Annotated in this window: 11 protein-coding genes; 9 read left to right on the top strand and 2 right to left on the bottom strand. The window is 62.8% G+C overall.

The genetic code is table 11. The features are described 5' to 3' along the window. The first annotated feature begins 16 nt into the window (after positions 1 to 16). The 5 genes from GJE22_RS05600 to GJE22_RS05580 all read left to right on the top strand — a co-directional run bounded on the left by GJE22_RS05600 (position 17) and on the right by GJE22_RS05580 (position 9,083). Positions 17 to 520 (top strand): flavin reductase family protein, encoded by a 504-nt coding sequence (locus GJE22_RS05600; protein WP_019129170.1) that lies wholly within the window; start codon positions 17 to 19, stop codon positions 518 to 520. Between the two features lie 276 nt (positions 521 to 796). Next, complete coding sequence (locus tag GJE22_RS05595; protein ID WP_019129171.1) at positions 797 to 940, top strand: rubredoxin-like domain-containing protein; 144 nt, start codon at positions 797 to 799, stop codon at positions 938 to 940. A 596-nt stretch (positions 941 to 1,536) separates the two neighbouring features. Continuing rightward, complete coding sequence (locus tag GJE22_RS05590; protein WP_144688328.1) at positions 1,537 to 2,940, top strand: alpha-amylase family glycosyl hydrolase; 1,404 nt, start codon at positions 1,537 to 1,539, stop codon at positions 2,938 to 2,940. A gap of 414 nt (positions 2,941 to 3,354) precedes the next feature. Beyond that, positions 3,355 to 6,702: a single-stranded-DNA-specific exonuclease RecJ gene (gene recJ, locus GJE22_RS05585; RefSeq protein WP_144688329.1), complete on the top strand. Its 3,348-nt coding sequence runs from the start codon at positions 3,355 to 3,357 to the stop codon at positions 6,700 to 6,702. Between the two features lie 26 nt (positions 6,703 to 6,728). Then, a complete protein-coding gene (locus GJE22_RS05580) occupies positions 6,729 to 9,083 on the top strand; it encodes a RelA/SpoT family protein (RefSeq protein ID WP_144688330.1) in 2,355 nt (784 codons plus the stop codon). Between the two features lie 158 nt (positions 9,084 to 9,241). Here the strand turns inward: GJE22_RS05580 and GJE22_RS05575 are convergent, their stop codons facing one another. Continuing rightward, positions 9,242 to 9,670, bottom strand: coding sequence for a hypothetical protein (locus GJE22_RS05575; RefSeq protein WP_022349282.1), 429 nt, complete (start codon positions 9,668 to 9,670; stop codon positions 9,242 to 9,244). A gap of 1,052 nt (positions 9,671 to 10,722) precedes the next feature. On the opposite strand from GJE22_RS05575, the gene GJE22_RS05570 reads away from it, so the two are divergent. The 4 genes from GJE22_RS05570 to hisG all read left to right on the top strand — a co-directional run bounded on the left by GJE22_RS05570 (position 10,723) and on the right by hisG (position 16,533). Continuing rightward, positions 10,723 to 11,394 (top strand): MBL fold metallo-hydrolase, encoded by a 672-nt coding sequence (locus tag GJE22_RS05570; protein ID WP_144688331.1) that lies wholly within the window; start codon positions 10,723 to 10,725, stop codon positions 11,392 to 11,394. A gap of 120 nt (positions 11,395 to 11,514) precedes the next feature. Beyond that, positions 11,515 to 12,381 carry a class II fructose-1,6-bisphosphate aldolase gene (fba, locus tag GJE22_RS05565; protein WP_019129176.1) on the top strand — a complete coding sequence of 289 codons (867 nt, stop codon included), beginning with the start codon at positions 11,515 to 11,517 and terminating at the stop codon, positions 12,379 to 12,381. 308 nt (positions 12,382 to 12,689) lie between these two features. After that, the gene (locus tag GJE22_RS05560; RefSeq protein ID WP_186297424.1) at positions 12,690 to 14,174 is read left to right on the top strand and encodes a transglutaminase-like domain-containing protein; all 1,485 of its coding nucleotides are present in this window, start codon (positions 12,690 to 12,692) and stop codon (positions 14,172 to 14,174) included. A gap of 469 nt (positions 14,175 to 14,643) precedes the next feature. Continuing rightward, entirely contained in the window at positions 14,644 to 16,533 is a 1,890-nt protein-coding gene (hisG, locus tag GJE22_RS05555; RefSeq protein WP_144688333.1) for an ATP phosphoribosyltransferase, read from the top strand. Between the two features lie 45 nt (positions 16,534 to 16,578). Here hisG and GJE22_RS05550 read toward each other — a convergent pair whose 3' ends face one another. Further along, positions 16,579 to 17,724 carry a Kelch repeat-containing protein gene (locus GJE22_RS05550; RefSeq protein WP_144688334.1) on the bottom strand — a complete coding sequence of 382 codons (1,146 nt, stop codon included), beginning with the start codon at positions 17,722 to 17,724 and terminating at the stop codon, positions 16,579 to 16,581. Positions 17,725 to 17,978: the final 254 nt, after the last annotated feature.

Raw genomic sequence — 17,978 nt, 5'->3', positions numbered from 1 at the left:
CACGAGAGGGGTAAGTATGGATCTGACCGCTTTCTTCACGATGACGTCCGGCTTGTATGTTGTATCTGCCGAGGCAGATGGCCAAAAAGCGGGATGCGTGATCAATACGGCCGTGCAGGTCACGGCAACTCCACCGAGGATTTCGGTGGCGGTCAACAAGGAGAACGTCACTGCGGGCGTGATCGCCAAGGCAGGCGCGTTCACGGTGACGGCTATCGACCAAACGGCAGACATGCCCTACATCGGGAACTTCGGGTTCCGCACGAGCGCAGATTACGACAAGTTCGAGAAGTATGGCTGCGAGACCTCTGCGGTGGGGAGCCCGTATTCTCCGCAGCACGCCTGCGCGCTTTTCGCGTGCAACCTTGTTGAGACGGTGGATGTTGGCACGCACTTCTTGTTCATCGGTGACGTGGTGGATGCCGAGCGCCTTTCGAGTGAAGAGCCGCTTACCTACGGCTACTACCATGCCGTGCTCAAGGGTAAGACGCCGCCCAAGGCTTCGTCGTATCAGGGATAAGCGGATACGAGGGGTTTCATAGGCTTTTGGGCGAGATTGCGCCAAGCGGTGCGCGGTCCTTGCTCCGCGTGATCGGCTGCTGGCACATCCCGCCGCCGGCGTGCTTGCGTGCCCGCTTGCTCATGCGCCTGTGCCGGACCATCGGTATGCCATCAAGCGAATAACATTTTGGTATTCGGATGAGTTCTCAAAAACGGGTATGCAGATGGGCCCTGCGGGTTATACTCGCAATACGCCGGCACGAAGTACACCGGCCCGATGAAAGGATGGATTCACATGAGCGACGAGAAGAAGACCTATAAGTTCGTGTGTGTTGTGTGCGGTTACGAGGTCGAGGTCGATACCCCCGAGCTCCCCGAGGATTACGTCTGCCCCGTGTGCGGCGTCGGTCCGGATCAGTTTGAGCTGGTCGAGGAGTAGCAGCTCGCAACAGCTTGCATGCGAATGGGAGGCCGGAGCCAAGCTCCGGCCTCTTTTCTGTTGGGGGCCTCTATTTATGAAGTGCGAGGCACCTCCCGCGCCGAGGTGCGGGTCGTTGCCTGTTCCGCTGTTGCCCACTGCGCGGATGGCACCACAACCGGCTCGCTGTACGGGCGTACGGGCGGGATACACGGTGCGAGGAGCCCGCTGGGCAGCTTGAGTTCAACTTTTGGGCACTTCTTGAGGGGGACGCTGAGTAGCGACTCACTGGGCACCCCTTATTTCCTAGGCTTTTGTTCACTCTATTGTCCGCGCTACTCGGCTTCATGCGCCTGAAGTGCCCAAAAGTTGCTTTCGCACGCCCGCGTTGTCCCAAAATCGCCCGCCAAAGCCCGAGTGACCCCCCCGCTGCCCCCCTGCGCCCCGCGAAGCGTGCTCTTCCGCTGGTACCTCGCCCGCCGATGATGCATAATTGACATATTGTCAAATCAGGTCGTCCTGGTTGCGGGACGAAGTCGCTCACCGCCATGTTTCCCGACGGCATAGGGCGAAATCCTGCCGCCATATCCCATGAGGCGATTGTAAGGAGTGCGGACATGTGGGCATATGAGAGCACGTTCTACCAGATTTATCCGCTCGGATTCTGCGGTGCGCCGCGCGAAAACGACGGCGTCTGCGTTTCGCGCATCGGGCGCGTGGCCAGCTGGGCGAGCTATCTTGATGAGCTCGGTGTTGGTGCAGTGCTCCTGAACCCGGTCTTCGAATCCTCCGCGCACGGCTACGACACGCGCGACCTCACGACGGTCGACTGCCGCCTCGGTACGAACGACGACTTCGCTGCGGTGGTCGCAGAGCTCCATGCCCACGGCATCCGTGTGGTGCTCGACGCCGTGTTCAACCATGTGGGGCGCGAGTTCTGGGCGTTTCGAGACGTGCGCGAGCACGGGTGGGATTCCGCCTATCGCGATTGGTTCATCACGAACTTCGATGGCGACTCCGCCTATGGAGATGGCTTCTGGTACGAGGGCTGGGAGGGTCATTTCGAGCTGGTGAAGCTCAATCTCCGCAATCCCCAGGTGGTCGACCATCTCATCCAGTGCGTGCGCACCTGGCGTGAGGAGCTCGGCATCGACGGGCTGCGTCTCGATGTGGCCTACTCGCTTGATCACGATTTCATTCGGAGGCTGCGCGAGGTCGCGAACGAGCTTTCGGCAACGCCCGTAGCCGGCGGCGTTCCGGGCGATGCGTCGTTCGTGCTGATCGGCGAGACGCTCCACGGCGACTACAGCCAGATCGTGAATGAATCCATGCTGCATTCCTGTACCAACTACGAGTGCTACAAGGGGCTGTATTCGAGCTTCAACTCCCACAACATGTTCGAGATCGCCCATTCGCTGCACCGTCAGTTCGGTGGAGACCCGTGGTGCATCTATCGAGGGCTGCACCTGCTGTCGTTCGCCGACAACCACGACGTATCGCGCTTGGCAAGCATCTTGAGCGATCCGGGCTGCATTCGGCCAGCATACGGGCTGCTGTTTGGCATGCCGGGCATCCCGTGTGCGTATTACGGGAGCGAGTGGGGCCAAGAAGGGCAGAAGGGCGGCGGTGACGACTGGGCCCTGCGCCCCGCCTTCGACGAGCCCGCGCCCAACGAGCTTACGGCGTGGGTCGGCCGCCTTATCGGCGCGCGCACCGGCCGCGACGAGCAGGGCGCGCTCGCGCCCGGCGCCCGTGCGCTTTGCTACGGAAGCTATCGCAACGTGCAGATCGCAAGTGAGCAGCTGCTGTTCGAGCGCGTGGCGGAGGGCTGGGACGGCGGGCCCGGCGAGCGCGTGCTCGTGGCCGTGAACGCTTCCGGGCAGCCGGCTTCGGTGCAAGCCGGTGAGCTTAACGGCAGCTTCCGCGACCTCTTGGCGGGCGATGCAGCAGCCGAGGTGGTCGAGCTTGCGGGCTCACTCGAGCTTGCCCCCTACGAGACCCGCTACCTGCTCGCACGCTGAAAATGATAAAACGAACCCGGTTCGTTTTATAACGGAAGCTTCCGCGACCTCTTGGCAGACGGCGCCTCGGCGGCCGGAGCGGTTGCGCTAACGGTGCGCTCGAGCTCGCCCCGTACGAGACGCGCTATCTGCTCGCATGCTGAGCATGGTACATCCTGCCGGCTAGGTTCCATCGTTTCGGGCCCCGCGCTTCTCGCGCGAGCATGTCCGCACGGCGCGTATAATGATGGGCGAACAGCAGCTCGGCCTGCCGCAGCGGGCCACTTCCATAAGGACGTTCGCCATGAACCGCATAGCACACGTGCGGCGGTCGCTCTCTAGCGGCCCTCGCGCCCTTCATCTCCAATCGTTCCGCCGCTTGCCCCAGCGCATCGTTGCCCGGGCGGCATGCGATGTTTGGGCGAGGTGATCGCTTTGGCGTCGCTTACCACCACGCATCGCTGGGTCGTCGCCCACCAGGATCCGCGCCTCGCCGACGAACTCTCCTGCGGGCTCGATATCGCCCCGCTCGTGGCGCGCATCATGGTCGCGCACGGCATCTCGTCGGTCGAAGAGGGCCGGCGCTTCCTCACGCCTTCTCTTGAGCGCGACTGGGCGGATCCTCTCGTTATTCCCGGCATGGCCGAGGTGGCCGACCGCGTCGAGCGTGCCATCCGGGAAGGGGAGGTCATCGCGGTCTTCGGTGATTTCGATGTCGACGGCATTACTTCGACGTGCCTGCTCACCGAGGCGCTCCGTGCGCTCGGGGCGAAGGTTCATCCCTTCATCCCGCACCGCTTCGACGAGGGGTATGGCTTGAGCGAGGTGGCTCTTGAGCGCGTGATCGATGCGTGCCATCCATCGCTCGTCGTGACGGTGGATAACGGCATCGCTGCGAAGAACGAGGTCGCCTTCTTACAGGAGCGCGGCATAGACCTCGTGGTGACCGACCATCATGAACCCTCGGACATGGTGCCCGAGGGCGTGCCGCTCACCGATCCCAAGCTCGATTCCTGCGGCCCCTCGCATGAGCTCGCGGGCGCCGGCGTCGCGCTCAAGCTCGTTCAGGTGCTGGGCGGCCGCTTGGGCCGGCCAGATCTGTGGCACGGCCTGCTCGAGGTGGCCGCGCTCGGAACTGTTTCTGACATGATGGCGCTCACTCCCGAGAACCGCGCGCTCGTGGCCGCGGGCATCGACCAGATGCGCAACACGACGCGCCCGGGGTATGTGGCGCTCGCCAGCATGAGCAAGACGGACCTCTCCACGGTCACCGCCGATTCGCTCTCGTTCTCTCTCATACCGCGCCTGAACGCCGCCGGGCGCATGGCCGACCCCACGCTCGCGCTCGACCTGCTGCTCGCGCGCGATCCCATCGAGGCCGGGCGCCTCGCAGCCGAGCTCGAAGAGATCAACCAGGAACGGCGGTCCATCGAGGCGGCCCTTGCCGACGAGGCATTCGAGCGCGTTGAGAGCACCTATGCCGGCGGCCGCGTGGTGGTCGTGGGGGGAGAGGGCTGGCACGAGGGCGTGAAGGGCATCGTGGCAAGCCGTATCGTCAACCGCTACCATGTACCGGCGCTTCTCTTCTCGATCGAGGATGGCGTTGCGCGTGGATCCGGCCGCTCGGTGGGCACGGTCAACCTCTTCGAGGCTGTTGAGCGCTGCTCCGATTTGCTCACCCGCTTTGGCGGGCATGCGGGCGCCGTGGGCGTGACGCTTCCCGCCGACCGGCTGGACGATCTTCGCGATCGGCTCGACGCTGTGCTCTCGGAGCTCCCGTCCGAGGCCTTCGAGGACACGGGCGAGATCGCCACGACGGTGCGCCTTTCGGAGCTCGATATCGAGACGATCGAGCAGGTTTCGCTTCTCGAGCCCTTCGGTCAGGGCAACAAGGTGCCGCTCCTTGCAGCGACGGGCGTGACCATGGCCGATCGCTTCTGCGTGGGAAAAACCGGCGACCATATGCGCTTCACGGCGACAGATGGCGCTGCGAGCGTGGCGGCGATCATGTTCCGCGTGCCCGAGATCGATACCGTGTGCGCCTGCGATTCGGTGGTCGACCTCGTGTTCGAGGCAGTTGCCGAGCATTGGCAGGGTCGGGTGAAGCCCAAGCTCATGGTGAAGGACATTCTCTGCCACGCGCCGGGCGATGCCGATGCGCGGGCCCAGGCGAGCGCAGGCCCAGCCCGCGATTCTTCGTCGGAGGCAACGTCGAAGAAGGAGCCATCCGGCATGGAGGCCCCGGCCGCCCGACAGAGCGGTGCGGAGCCCGCTACCGCCCGGCAAGGTGCCGCTCGCCGCGCCCTTCTAGCACAGCTGCCCTATGACGAGCTCACGCGCTCACTCCTGCACACCTTTATCGGGGCCTCTGCGCCGCACCGCGCCCAGAGCGACGCGCTTGAGGCGCTCGGGCAAGGCATGAATACGCTCGCTGTTATGGGTACGGGGCGGGGCAAGTCGCTCATCTTCCAGGTGCATGCCGTCCGCGAGGCGGTGGTCAACCGCCGTGCAAGCGTGCTCGTGTACCCGCTTCGTGCGCTCGTGGCCGATCAGGCCTTTCACCTCATCGCAGCCTGCACCGCCCTCGGCGTTCGCGCGGCGGTGCTCACGGGCGACACGCTCCAGCCCGCGCGCGATCGAGCGTTCGCCGAGCTTGCGGCCGGATCGCTCGACATCGTGCTCACCACGCCGGAGTTTCTCGCCATCCACGCGTGCCGTTTCGCCCAGTCTGGGCGCGTGGGTTTCGTCGTGGTGGACGAGGCGCATCATGCCGCCCGGGCTAGGTCGGGCGAGCGAAGCGCGTACCTGGAGCTTCCGCATGTGCTCGAGCGTCTGGGCAGCCCGACGGTCCTTGCCGTGACCGCGACGGCCGATGCTCACGCGGCGGACGAGATCTGCCAGCTTTTCGATATCGGGCGCGTGGTCGTCGATAAGACCATCCGCGAGAACCTCGAGCTCGAGGACGACCGCGACCTCTCGGCCCGCGAGAACCGCCTGGTCTCCATCGTGGCGGCGGGGGAGAAGACCGTGGTCTACGTCAACTCGCGTGACCAAGCGGCCCAGCTCGCGCGCACGCTTCGCAAGCGCGTGCCCGAGCTCGCCCATGCCATCGCGTTCTACCATGCGGGCCTTGCGCGCGAGGACCGCACCCGCATCGAGGAGGCATTCCGCGCCGGCGCGCTTGAGTGCATCGTGTCTACCTCCGCGTTCGGCGAGGGCGTGAACCTGCCCGATATCCGGCACGTGGTGCTCTACCACATGCCGTTCTCCGCTACCGAGTTCAACCAGATGAGCGGCCGCGCAGGCCGTGACGGCGAGCCGGCTACCGTGCACCTGCTGTACTCCGCGCGCGACGCGCGCATCAATGAGCGCATGCTCGATGCCGCGGCGCCCGAGCGCGAGGAGCTTGTGACCATCTACCGAGCGCTTCAGACCATGTGGCGGTCGCATCGCGGAAAGACGGGCGAGGAGAGCTTCTCGGCCACAGACCTCGACATCTCGAGCATGTGCCTCGCCATCGACGCGCGCACTCCGGTTGATGAGCGGGCCGTCAAGAGCGGCATCGCGATTTTCGAGGAGCTGGGTTTCGCCCGAGTCGAGGGCTTCGACGACGCGCGCCGCATCGAGATGAGCGAGAGGCCCGGGCACATGTCGCTCACGAGCTCAACGCGATATCTCGAGGGGCTCCGCACGCGTCTCGCGTTTACAACATTCCGCGGCTGGGCGCTCGATGCCCCGGCTCATGATATGCTTGCACGAGTGAACCGTCCTATCACGCCATAGGGCTGGAGCTGAGGTTAGGGGTCGATATGGATGCTGCAACCCGCGCGGCGCACGATGCGTCGCTCACATCGTTCTCGCAGATGGTGCACTACACCAAGGCGGACGACCTTCCGCAGGAGATCTGTGCCGACAACTACGACCGCCTAGCGCAGCTCTCCAGCAAGTACATGAGTCCCGAGGATTGCGCGAAGGTCGAGCACGCGTACTGCTTCGCTGCGGAGAAGCATTCTGCCCAGAAGCGCCGCTCGGGCGAGCTCTATATCAACCATCCCGTTGAGGTCGCCATCATTCTGGCCGAGCTCAACATGGATTGCGACGTGGTCTGCGCGGCGCTCCTGCATGACACGGTCGAGGACACCGAGGTCTCGCTCGCCGACGTGACGAGCCTGTTCGGCGAGACGGTTGCAGGGCTCGTGGACGGCGTAACGAAGCTCACCAACATCGAGGTGAGCAGCATGGACGAGAAGCAGGCGCTCAACCTCCGCAAGATGTTCCTCGCCATGTCGCGCGACATCCGCGTCATCATCGTGAAGCTCGCCGACCGCCTGCACAACATGCGTACGCTTGCGGCGCTGCGCGAGGACCGCAGGCTCTTCAAGGCACGCGAGACGATGGACGTGTATGCGCCGCTCGCCGACCGCCTGGGCATGAGCTCCATCAAGTGGGAGCTCGAGGACCTCTCCTTCTTCTACCTCGAGCCCGAGGCGTATCAGCGCATCGCGCGCATGGTGGCCGAGAGCCGCGAGGTGCGCGAGCGCTACCTGGCGGAGACCATCAAGACGCTCACGGACGAGCTCAAGCGCGTGGGGCTCCAGGGCTTCCAGATCAACGGGCGCTCCAAGCACTACTGGTCCATCTACCAGAAGATGAAGCGCAAGGGCAAGGAGTTCAGCGAGATCTACGACCTCGTGGCGCTGCGCGTGATCTGCCAGTCGGTGGGCGATTGCTACTCTGCCCTCGGTGCGGTCCACTCGCTCTGGCATCCCATGCCGGGGCGTTTCAAGGACTACATCGCCATGCCCAAGCTCAATAACTACCAGAGCCTGCATACGACGGTCATCGGCCCCACGGCGCGCCCGCTCGAGATCCAGATCCGCACGTTCGAGATGCATGAGCAGGCGGAGTACGGCATCGCGGCGCACTGGCTCTACAAGAAGTCGGGCGGCTCGAGCGCGGCGAAGACGGCAGAGGCCCAGCGCCTGGACGACCAGATCAACATGCTCAAGCATTCGCTCGATTGGGCTGCCTCCGACGAGATCGAAGACCCCAAGGAGTTCTTGGATACCCTCAAGGTCGACCTCTTCGACCAGGAGATTTACGTCTTCACGCCCAAGGGCGACGTCATGAGCCTGCGTGCCGGGGCAACCCCGCTCGATTTCGCCTACTCCGTCCACACCGAGGTGGGCAATCATTGCGTGGGCGCCAAGGTGAATGGCGTGGTGACGCCGCTCGCCCACGAGCTCGTCATGGGCGATCGGGTGGAGATCCTCACCAACAAGAACGCGAAGCCTTCGCGCGACTGGCTGAACATCGTGAAGACGCCCTCGGCGCGTTCGAAGATCAAGCGCTACTTCACCGCCGTGACCAAAGACGACGATGCCGCAGCCGGTCGCGACATCCTTTCCAAGGAGCTTCGCAAGCGCGGTTACGGTATCTCTACGGCCCGTTCTACCCGGGCGCTCCACACCGTGTGCGAACAGCTTAACTATCGCCAGCTCGAAGACCTGTTTGCCGCCATCGGCTCGGGCAAGGTGGCCTGCCGCATGGTGGGGAACCGCGTGGAGCAGATTCTCGATCCCAAGCCGGAGACTCCTGCAAAGACCGATGCGGAGCAGCAGGCGGCGGCGCAGCCCGCGCGCGGTTCGAACCGCCGGCCGCGCGGCCCCAGGCGCGATAGCTCGGGCGTCATCGTGAAGGGCGAATCGAGCGACGGGCTCCTCGTGCGCCTGGCCCATTGCTGCAACCCTGTGGCGGGCGACGACATCGTGGGCTTCATCACCCGCGGTCGCGGCGTCTCGGTGCACCGGGCGAATTGCCCCAACGTGAAGGGGCTCATGGAGCACCCGGAGCGCATGATCGAAGTTGGGTGGGATACCCAGGCGGACGCGCTCTTCCAGGTGGAGATCGTGGTCGAGTGCCTCGATCGCATGGGGCTCTTGAAGGACGTGACAATCGCGATCGGCGATGCGGGGGCGAATATCCTTTCGGCAAGCACCTCGACTTCGCGCGACGGCATGGCGGTGCTGCGTTTCTTGGTCGAGATTTCCGATGCGAGCGGCCTTGATCCATTGCTCGCGGCGATCAGCCAGGTCGAAAGCGTCTACGATGCACGCCGTCTCATGCCTGGTGAGGGTGGCGCCACCATGAAGCGCAGGAGCTAGCTGCTTGGTGCCGGATTTCGTCACTTGGCGGTGGTGCTTACCGCCGGAAGATGCGCAAAGGCTCGCTGCGGGGATAAGAACGCGCCTGTAGTGGGCCTTTATGCAATCATTCGTCCTGAAGGGCTGCCGCGAATGCCGCCAGCTTGTTGAAGACAGATTTATGTATGACGTACGGCAATGCACGCAGATACGCAAAGTAGCGTTGTTGCGAGATAGCTTGCCGGGTTAAACAGGAGGGAAACCAAAAGCGAGACTATCCAGGGAATGCTGAACAGTGTGCCGACTATGCAAATTGTGACATAGAGGATGATTAATGCTAATAAGATGATCTTGGGTGTTGTGTAGGCATTTTTTCTTGGAGGCACATTGCGGGAGATTATGCCACCGATGCCAGCTCCAAGAGGCAAGGGGCACAGGGCGATGAAGGCGATGCAAAGACTCTCGACGAGCGATGCATTTCCAGAAGCAGCTTGAACGAGGATATGGCCGATTCCGGGATAGTTGCTGAATAAAACCCAACCAATTATTCCTACCGCCCCGATTAACGCTAGAGTTAGCTCCTTCGGAAGCGTTTTCCCGCCGCTCATCCAATTCCTCCTCACTTTATAACATTGTTAACATATTATTAAAACATATTCCATTTGAGAGGAGGATATTATGCCACGAAGATTATTGGCTGAACTGATGGGTTTAAGATTCCTTATTCGTAGCAAGATAGTGGCTTTCTCAGCGATGGCAATTCTGTCTGCCACATTTGCCCTGCCCGTGAATGTGTATGCAACAAGCTTGGGGGAGGCGAGTGGCAACATCGGGTTTGTTGATAATTCCGCAAATCAAATCTCCCCTCGCATGATGTATGAAGATGTGTTGGATACATATGCATATTATATTTGCTATAGTGATAGCTCCCATAATGACCCATTGCTGTATCCGACATATCGTCAACTCGCTTTTCCAAATAGCTATTCGCGAATCTATCCTGATGAGTGCACTTTGACGTTGCAGCTTAGTTGCACCGATTGTGGCTCAGGAGGATGTCTCAAGTTTTATAAATGCAATTATCGGATACGGTAGTGTGAGAGGACAGAATTATGCGGGCCAGCATGGATTGTTTTAAACTAAGCTCTCGCGTATGCATGGGTGTGATTCTGGCACTAGCTGTTTGGGCATCAATTCCGAGTTGCGCCCATGCGGATGAAATGTCTGTAGCGGATTGCGGATGGCGGTTTGAGACTGATTCAAATGGAGCTGTTGTCCCGTCGCTTCGCCGTGCAATGCAAGAGGACGTTCTTGATGTGTACTGGACTTTTTCTGGCGTGATGGGCGGGAACGTCGTGGGTGATGTGGTTGTTTACCGTACTTATAAGACCTTGTCTTTCCCAAATTCATACAGCACGCTTGCGCCTACGAATCTGTCGGTACGGTCGACTGGATCCGGAGGGGAGTATTTTCCCCAAGTAGGAATGAGGGGCTTTGGAACGGTTGAGGTTTGGAAGATGAATTATCGCATTAGGTGATTTTGGTTAATAACGCTGTGGCAGAGCAATGGAGAGCAAGTAAGGAGCTGCACCCAAATCATTGATTTGGGTGCTTTTTATAAAATCAAGAGTTAATAGATATATGGGAAAGAAAATCTGACATGAATATTGAATGCGTGGTCAATGGACCCATCGAAACGAATACGTATTTTGTTGTCGCGGGCGACGAGGCTCTCGTGATCGACCCCGCCTGGGAGGGCGAGAAGCTGGCGCGCGATTTTGCGGAACGGCACGAAGGCGTCCGCATCGCGGGCATCGTGTGCACCCATGGACATGCCGACCATGTGGGCGGAGTCGCGGGTATGCGTCGCGTGCTGGGCGAGGAATGCCCCTTCATGCTCCCTGCCGACGACGTGGATATGGTGGCCGAGAACATTGAGCGTCAGCGCGCGTGGGGCATTGAGACGGAGCATCCGGGCGTTCCGACCCGGTTGCTGCATGAGGGCGATACGGTCGCGGTTGGCGACGTCGCGTTCACGGTCATCGCGACGCCCGGTCATACGCCTGGCGGTATCGTGCTCTATGCGGAGCATCCCGGCGCAGCGGAGGGCGACGAGCGGGGAGTGGGCGACCCTATAGCATTCGTGGGCGATACGCTCTTTCCGGGGAGTCATGGCCGCACCGATCTTGCTGGCGGAAGCGAAGAGACCATCCTTGCTTCCCTTGCCAAGATGGCGCGCGTGCTCCCGCCCGAAACGACCTGCTTCATCGGCCACGGCCCGTCGACCACCATCGCTCGCGAGCTCGCAGTGAATCCGTTCATGCAGGGCTAGCCACAAAGGACTCGCGGGGGCGTTCGGCGCGACGTCTTTCATGTGTCGATGAGCGCCACGGATTAATCGGTGAGTGGTATCCTATGTGTGTCTTAGACCATTCCATTTTTGGAGGTTCATATGCTCGTCAATGCAGCTGACATGCTCAAGAAGGCTGAGGCCGGACATTATGCTCTCGGTGCCTTCAACACCAACAACCTGGAGTGGACGCTCGCCCTTCTCCAGGCTGCTGAAGAGGCCAAGAGCCCGCTGATCATTCAGTGCACCGCTGGTGCTGCCAAGTGGATGGGCGGCTTCAAGGTCTGCGCCGATATGGTGAAGGCTGCCGTCGAGGCTACCGGCGTGACCGTTCCCGTGGCGCTCCACCTCGATCACGGTTCCTATGAGGATTGCTTCAAGGCTATCGAGGCCGGCTTCACCTCCATCATGTATGACGGCTCCCACGAGGAGACCTTCCAGCTCAACCTCGACCGCACCAAGGAGCTCGTGGAGCTCGCCCACTCCAAGGGCATCTCCATCGAGGCTGAGGTCGGCGGCATCGGCGGCACCGAGGACGGCGTGACCTCCAACGGCGAGCTCGCTGATCCCAACGAGTGCAAGCAGATCGCCGAGCTCGGCGTCGACTTCCTTGCCTGCGGCATCGGCAACATCCACGGCGTGTATCCCGAGGATTGGGCCGGCCTCTCCTTCGAGCGCCTGTCCGAGATCAAGGCCGAGGTGGGCGATCTTCCGCTCGTGCTCCATGGTGGTTCCGGCATTCCGGAGGACCAGATCAAGAAGGCCATCTCCATGGGCGTCTCCAAGATCAACGTGAACACCGACCTGCAGCTTGTCTTTGCTGCTGCCACGCGCAAGTACGTCGAGGCCGGCAAGGACCTCGAGGGCAAGGGCTTCGACCCGCGCAAGCTGCTCAAGCCCGGCCGTGATGCCATCGTCGAGAAGACCAAGGCCCTCATGGAGGAGTTTGGCTCGGTGAATCAGGCGTAAGCCAACAAGGGGTGCACTCCCTACGGAAGCCCCGGCTTCCTCCTTCGCTGGTCCTCGCAGCTCGGCAAAGCCGAGCTGCTGCGGAAGCGCTCAGGAGGAAGCCGGGGCTTCCTGCGTTTACTCGCTTGCGGGCGGGGGTGTGGGGACGCAAGGGGCTTGGGCCCTCGGCGCTGCGCGCCATCGGACGTGCGTGGGGCCGGGCGCATCGCTGCGCTCGCGCGTGCACGGGGCCTTGGCGCATCGCTGCGCTCGCGCGTGATACCATGGGGAGCGATTCGCAAGGGTTTTCTGGCAGAAAGGGTGTCGCTATGGACCGGGTGCTTGCGTCGATGAAGGACGAAGGCGTGTTCGCCGCGCGCGCTGCGTGGAGTGACTGCCTTGGCGAGCAGGCGCTGAGCGCGGATGCCGAGTGCCTGGATATACCGCTTCCTTCTGACGTGGTTCGGCTTAAGGAGGCAGGGCGGCTTCGTGATGCGGCTCGCGCCTGCCGCGCGGCACTCGACCGCGTCGAGGTACCCGAGGTGGCGGCCCGCTTGCGGTTGGAGCTCTATCGCCTCGCGCGGCTCGGCTCGCAGTATTGCGTGCCCGAGGACGAGGCGTTGAAGCAGCTCTCTAAGGAATGCCCCAACATCTCATATGCCGATCTTGAGCGCTTGAAGGCTGCGGGGCGCATCGATTGGCGCATCATCGAGGGAGAGGTGCGCTACCTGCCTTCTGTTATCGATGGTCTGCGTGCATATGCCGCGGAGGTGCCCGGACTTGCCCCTGCGGTGCGCGACCAGGCTCCGCGCCGGGCTTTGCGTGCCGAGATGGCACGGGTGGGCGGCGCCTCGCGTCGCATTACCGTTCGCGCATCGATGGAGGTCACGGATACCACGCCGGAAGAGACGGTGCGCATCTGGCTTCCCCTCGCCGTAGACGCCGCCCAGCAGCGTTCGGTCGAGGTGCTCGATGTGAGCCCGGGTGCCCGCATTTCGGCTTCGGATGCGCAAGCGCGAACCGCATATTGGGAATTCGCAGGTCCCGGTGCGCGCTCTATCACATATCGCTATCGTATCGATGCGCCGTATGTCGATCTTTGGAGTACTGAGGGCATCAAGGCCGCCCGCGCAGCATGCGAATCGGGTGTCGCCGCTCCGTTGCCCGCCCCGACCGAGGACGACCTTGCCGAGTTGCCGCCGCATGTGCGCTTTTCGCCGATCGTCGATGCCGTGGCCCGCCATATTCGCCGCCAAGCCTTGAGCGATGACCCGCTTGAGGTGGCGCGTGCCGTCTACCTCTGGGTGACGGGCAACGTTGACTACCGCTATCAGCCTGCATATCTCTATCTTGATGGCATCGTGGACTACGCGCTCTCCGGTTTGCGCGGAGACTGCGGTGTGATGGCCCTTGTGTTTGTCACGCTCTGCCGAAGGCTAGGCATTCCGGCGCGGTGGCAGAGCGGCCTGTATAGCGCCCCCGACGACATCGGCCCTCACGATTGGGCGCTTTTCTATACACCTTCCATCGGTTGGGCCTGGGCGGATTGCTCGTTCGGCTCTTCTTCCCGTCGTATGGGCGATGAGGAGCGCCGCCGATTCTTCTTCGGCAACCTTGATCCGTGGCGCACGGTTCTTTGCCAGCGCTACCAGGCCGTCTTCGATCCCGTTGGCCCGGGAGTTCGCATCGATCCATGCGACAACCAGGTCGGCGAGGCGACCGTGGGGGAGCGGAGCGTCGACGCCGGCTCGTATGTGCGCTCGGTCGAGTTGCTCGGCATGGAAGAGCTGCCCTGGGAAGGTAGCGCGGTGTAACGTCTGGTTTCCTTGGCGCAGGGGGGTTCTGCATGGTTTTGGGCGGCCTGGGGCTCTCATCCAGGCATTGCGCGCTCTTTTCTCAAGCTATGTTGGGTCTTGTTGCAACTTTTGGGCACTTTGGGACGGTGTTGCCAAGCAGCCAAGGGAAACGTATCGACAAAATGCCTGGTAGTGGCCTTCCGCTTCAATGGTCTACTCGGCGGTCTTGCGTCGGAGTGCCCAAAAGTTGAAATGGCATGCCGCCGGTTGGAGCAATCGCGGTGTCGAAGCCGCTCTAGCCCGATTCCGAGCGCGTGGGCGTGAGATAGCCGGCTGGGTCGTTACGTTCACGTGCCACCGTGTTGACCTTTTGTTTTCCAAGCGGATACTCCAGTGTGGTAAAGTACAGCGACTGGTGATACACATGGACGACGCGCGAGCGCGGCGTGATGGCCGCACGCAAGCACGATGAGAGGGGCTTGAGCTCATGAAGACGACACCGTGGGGATTCCGGGACATCTTGCCGGAGGAGGCCCAGGCGCGCGAGGAGATCGCGCAGACGGTTGCCGGGTGCTTCAAATCCCATGGATATCTGCCGGTCGAGACACCGCTGCTCGAAGACAAGAGCTCGCTCGATCGCGGCGGCCGCATCACCGATACCCCGTTCAAGCTGTTTGACGACGACGGGCGCCTGATCGTGGTGCGCCCCGATAACACGCTTCCCATCGTGCGCTTGGTCTCAACGCGCTTGCGGGATGCCGCGCTGCCGCTTCGTCTGCGTTACGAGGCTCCGCTCGTGCGCGCGCAGCCGCGCAACTCCGGTGCGGCCCGCCAGTTCACGCAGCTGGGCTTCGAGCTCATCGGAGAGGGCGGCGATGCGGGCGATGTTGAGATGGTCTCGCTGGTGATCGAATCCCTGCAGGCCCTGGGCCTTACCTCGTGGCGTATCGTGTTCGGGAGCGTTCGCCCGTTCATGGAGCTTCTCGCCCGCTGTGGGGATGCGTCGCTCTCGAGCGACGTGCTTTCGCTCGTGCACGCGAACAACCTTGTCGACCTTGATACGCGTCTTGCCCAGAGCTCCATCGGCGAGCCGCTTCGCAGGGCCATCTCCGAACTTCCGCGGCTGCACGGGGGTATCGAGGCGCTCGACCGCGTTGACGAGCTTGCTGTGCTGGCGGGAATCGAGGAGCCTTTGACTGGAGAGCTCAGAGCGCTTGTGCAACGCTTGGAACAGCGCTTCACCAAGGCTGGAGAGGGTGCTGGCGCGGCGCCTGATGCTGCGGGTGCGCAGGCGGGCAAAGCCGGCTCAACGCTGTCTAGCTTGGAGGCCCCATTCGGCTTGGACGGCGCGCTTTCCTTCGATTTCTCGATCATGAATTCCTTCGATTACTACACGGGCCTCGTGCTCAAGGTCTATGCGGGCAACCTGCCCGATCCCGTTGGTACGGGCGGGCGCTACGACTCGGCGTTTGATGGAGTGTTTCCCGAGCTCGACCGCGTGCCGGCAGCGGGCTTCGCCTTCTCGCTCGAGCGGCTGGAGGGCGCGTGCACGGCAAGCGAGGATGCACGAGACGCGAGTGCCGACCACGCCGTGGCCCGCGCCATGGAGGAGCCCTTGCGCATCGCGGTTCCCAAGGGCTCGCTCAATGCCGGAACCATCGCCGCGCTTGAGGCCGTAGGGCTCGATGTATCGGGCCTGCGCGATCCGGGGCGCCACCTCATCATCCATGCTCGCGATCTGCGTGGCGAGGCAGCGGGCGGCGAGGTCTCCGAGGACGGCACGACGGCCGGTTCGGAACCCGAAGGCGAGGGTGCCGGCGCGACCGCGCGGCTGACGGGGCCGTCTATAGGCGATGTGGAGTTCATCATCGTGCGCGCTACAGATGCCCCCGCTTTCGTGGCGGGCGGCGGGGCCGATTGCGGCTTCTGCGGCCGCGATTCCCTTATCGAGGCGGACCTCGGCCTTCTCGAACTCGTCGACATGCACTACGGTGCCTGCCGCTTCATCGAGGCCGAGCCTGCAGACCGAGCGGGTGCGGCCGACCGCGCCTATGCGCGCCGCGGGTGCCTTCGCGTGGCCACCAAGTACCCGCGCATCGCGAGCGCGTGGTACGAGAGCCGGGGCATCGCGGCAGACATCGTGACGCTTCACGGGAACATCGAGCTTGGGCCCATCGTGGGCATGACCGACCGCATCGTGGACATCACGGCCACGGGTACCACGCTTCGCGAGAACAATCTCGTTATCACGGGCGAGCTCATGGAGTGCACGGCACGGTTCTTCGTGAATCCCGGCCGTGCTCGCCTGGATGCACGCGTGCGCATGCTCGCTGATCGGCTCGCAGCGTATGCAGCCGCCTGCGGGCAGCGCGGGTAACACGTTGCCCGCAGGCGGGGCGTTGAGCCCCTGTGTTGAGCTGCCCTATCCTTCGGGGGCGAAGGTGTACTGGAAGAGGGTTTCGCCCTCGGGTGAGACCACGTAGGCGCGGTCGCCGACGTTGATGAGCAGGCGGCTGTCGAAACCGTAGAACTGGAATGACGAGTTATGGGTGTTGTAGGGCTCGGGATAATCGAACGGCACCTCTTCGTTCGTCGCGAGGTCGATGCGCGTGAAGGTATAGTTCACATCCAGGCTTCTCTCCCCCGGGGAACCATAGGCGTAGAGGTAGCCGCCTGCTGCGCCCAGGAGATGGTTTGAACTCACGTGCACGGGCTCCCCGCCTGCTTCGAGCTTGAAGATGCCGGGTTCCCCGTTCAGCCCGGCGTCGAAATAGATCGCGTCGTCGATGGCGACGATGCGGTTGACGCTCGTCAGGCCGGAGCTGCTGTCGAGGAGCGTCTCCGCGGCTAGCGAGGCGAGGTCGAACCGTTCGATCGCGGGGTCGTCAGCGCCGCCCGCGGCGCACCAGATGGCGTCCTCAGTGAATGCGTACGTTGGAAGCGAGCGCACGGTGCTCCAGAGCTCGCGCTCGTCGCTGCCGTCCAGGGCGGTCGAGAAAACCGTGGCGCCGTTGTCGTCGTAGTGGCTATCGGCGAAAAAGACGCGCCCACCGATGACGGCGAGCACGAGGTCGAGGCCCGATGCGGAGCCTTCGGGGAAGGAACGGATGCCCTCGGTATCGAGGCTGTCGGTATCCATGCGGAATATGGTATCGGCATTTCGCCCGTCGACATTGCATCCAGCGAAATAGAGGGCGCCGCCGGTGGCGCAGAGGTCATTGGCCGTATGGAAGTCGTCGCCCTCCCATACCCGCTCGAGTTCGGAGCCGTCGGGGCGCAGGCGATAGATGCCCGCCCCGCCGCAGATATAGTCCCAGTACCCGTCGGTGGTCGCAAAGCCCTGGGAGAGTGCACAGTTGGCGCTGATCGCCGCCTCGCTCAGCGGCTCACCATCTTCCATGATGGCAAGTTGCTCGGGCGTGAGCTCGCTCTCTTGAGGCTCGGGCTCTTCGATGCTCTCGGTATCCTCTTCGACGGGCTCCGGCGGCTGCGAACCGCAGCCTGCAAGCGCTGTCATGCCCATAAACATCCCGGCACCCACAAGACCTCGACGCGTGATGGCTTCCATAGTGACCCCCTAGCGCTCGTGCTGAGATCGGGGCGTGCGGCCCGATCTGCCCTGAGTATACGATAGCTGGGATACAAAAAAGCTCTAGCGCGGCACTGGGGTGCCGAACGTCGCCTCAGCGTCCGCCAGCGTGGGGATGGAGGCCTGGGCACCTGCTGTCTGCACGGCGAGAGCGGCAGCTCCGGTTGCCCAGCGTGCCGCATCGATGAGGCCGGCGCACCACGTGTCGCTGCAGGGGCGCCCCTATAGGCGTC

The sequence above is a fragment of the Enorma shizhengliae genome (genome assembly GCF_009676995.1).
Taxonomy (GTDB): Bacteria; Actinomycetota; Coriobacteriia; order Coriobacteriales; family Coriobacteriaceae; genus Enorma; species Enorma massiliensis.
Note: the sequence above shows the minus strand (reverse complement) of the source record. Positions and strands in the feature narration are given on the sequence as shown.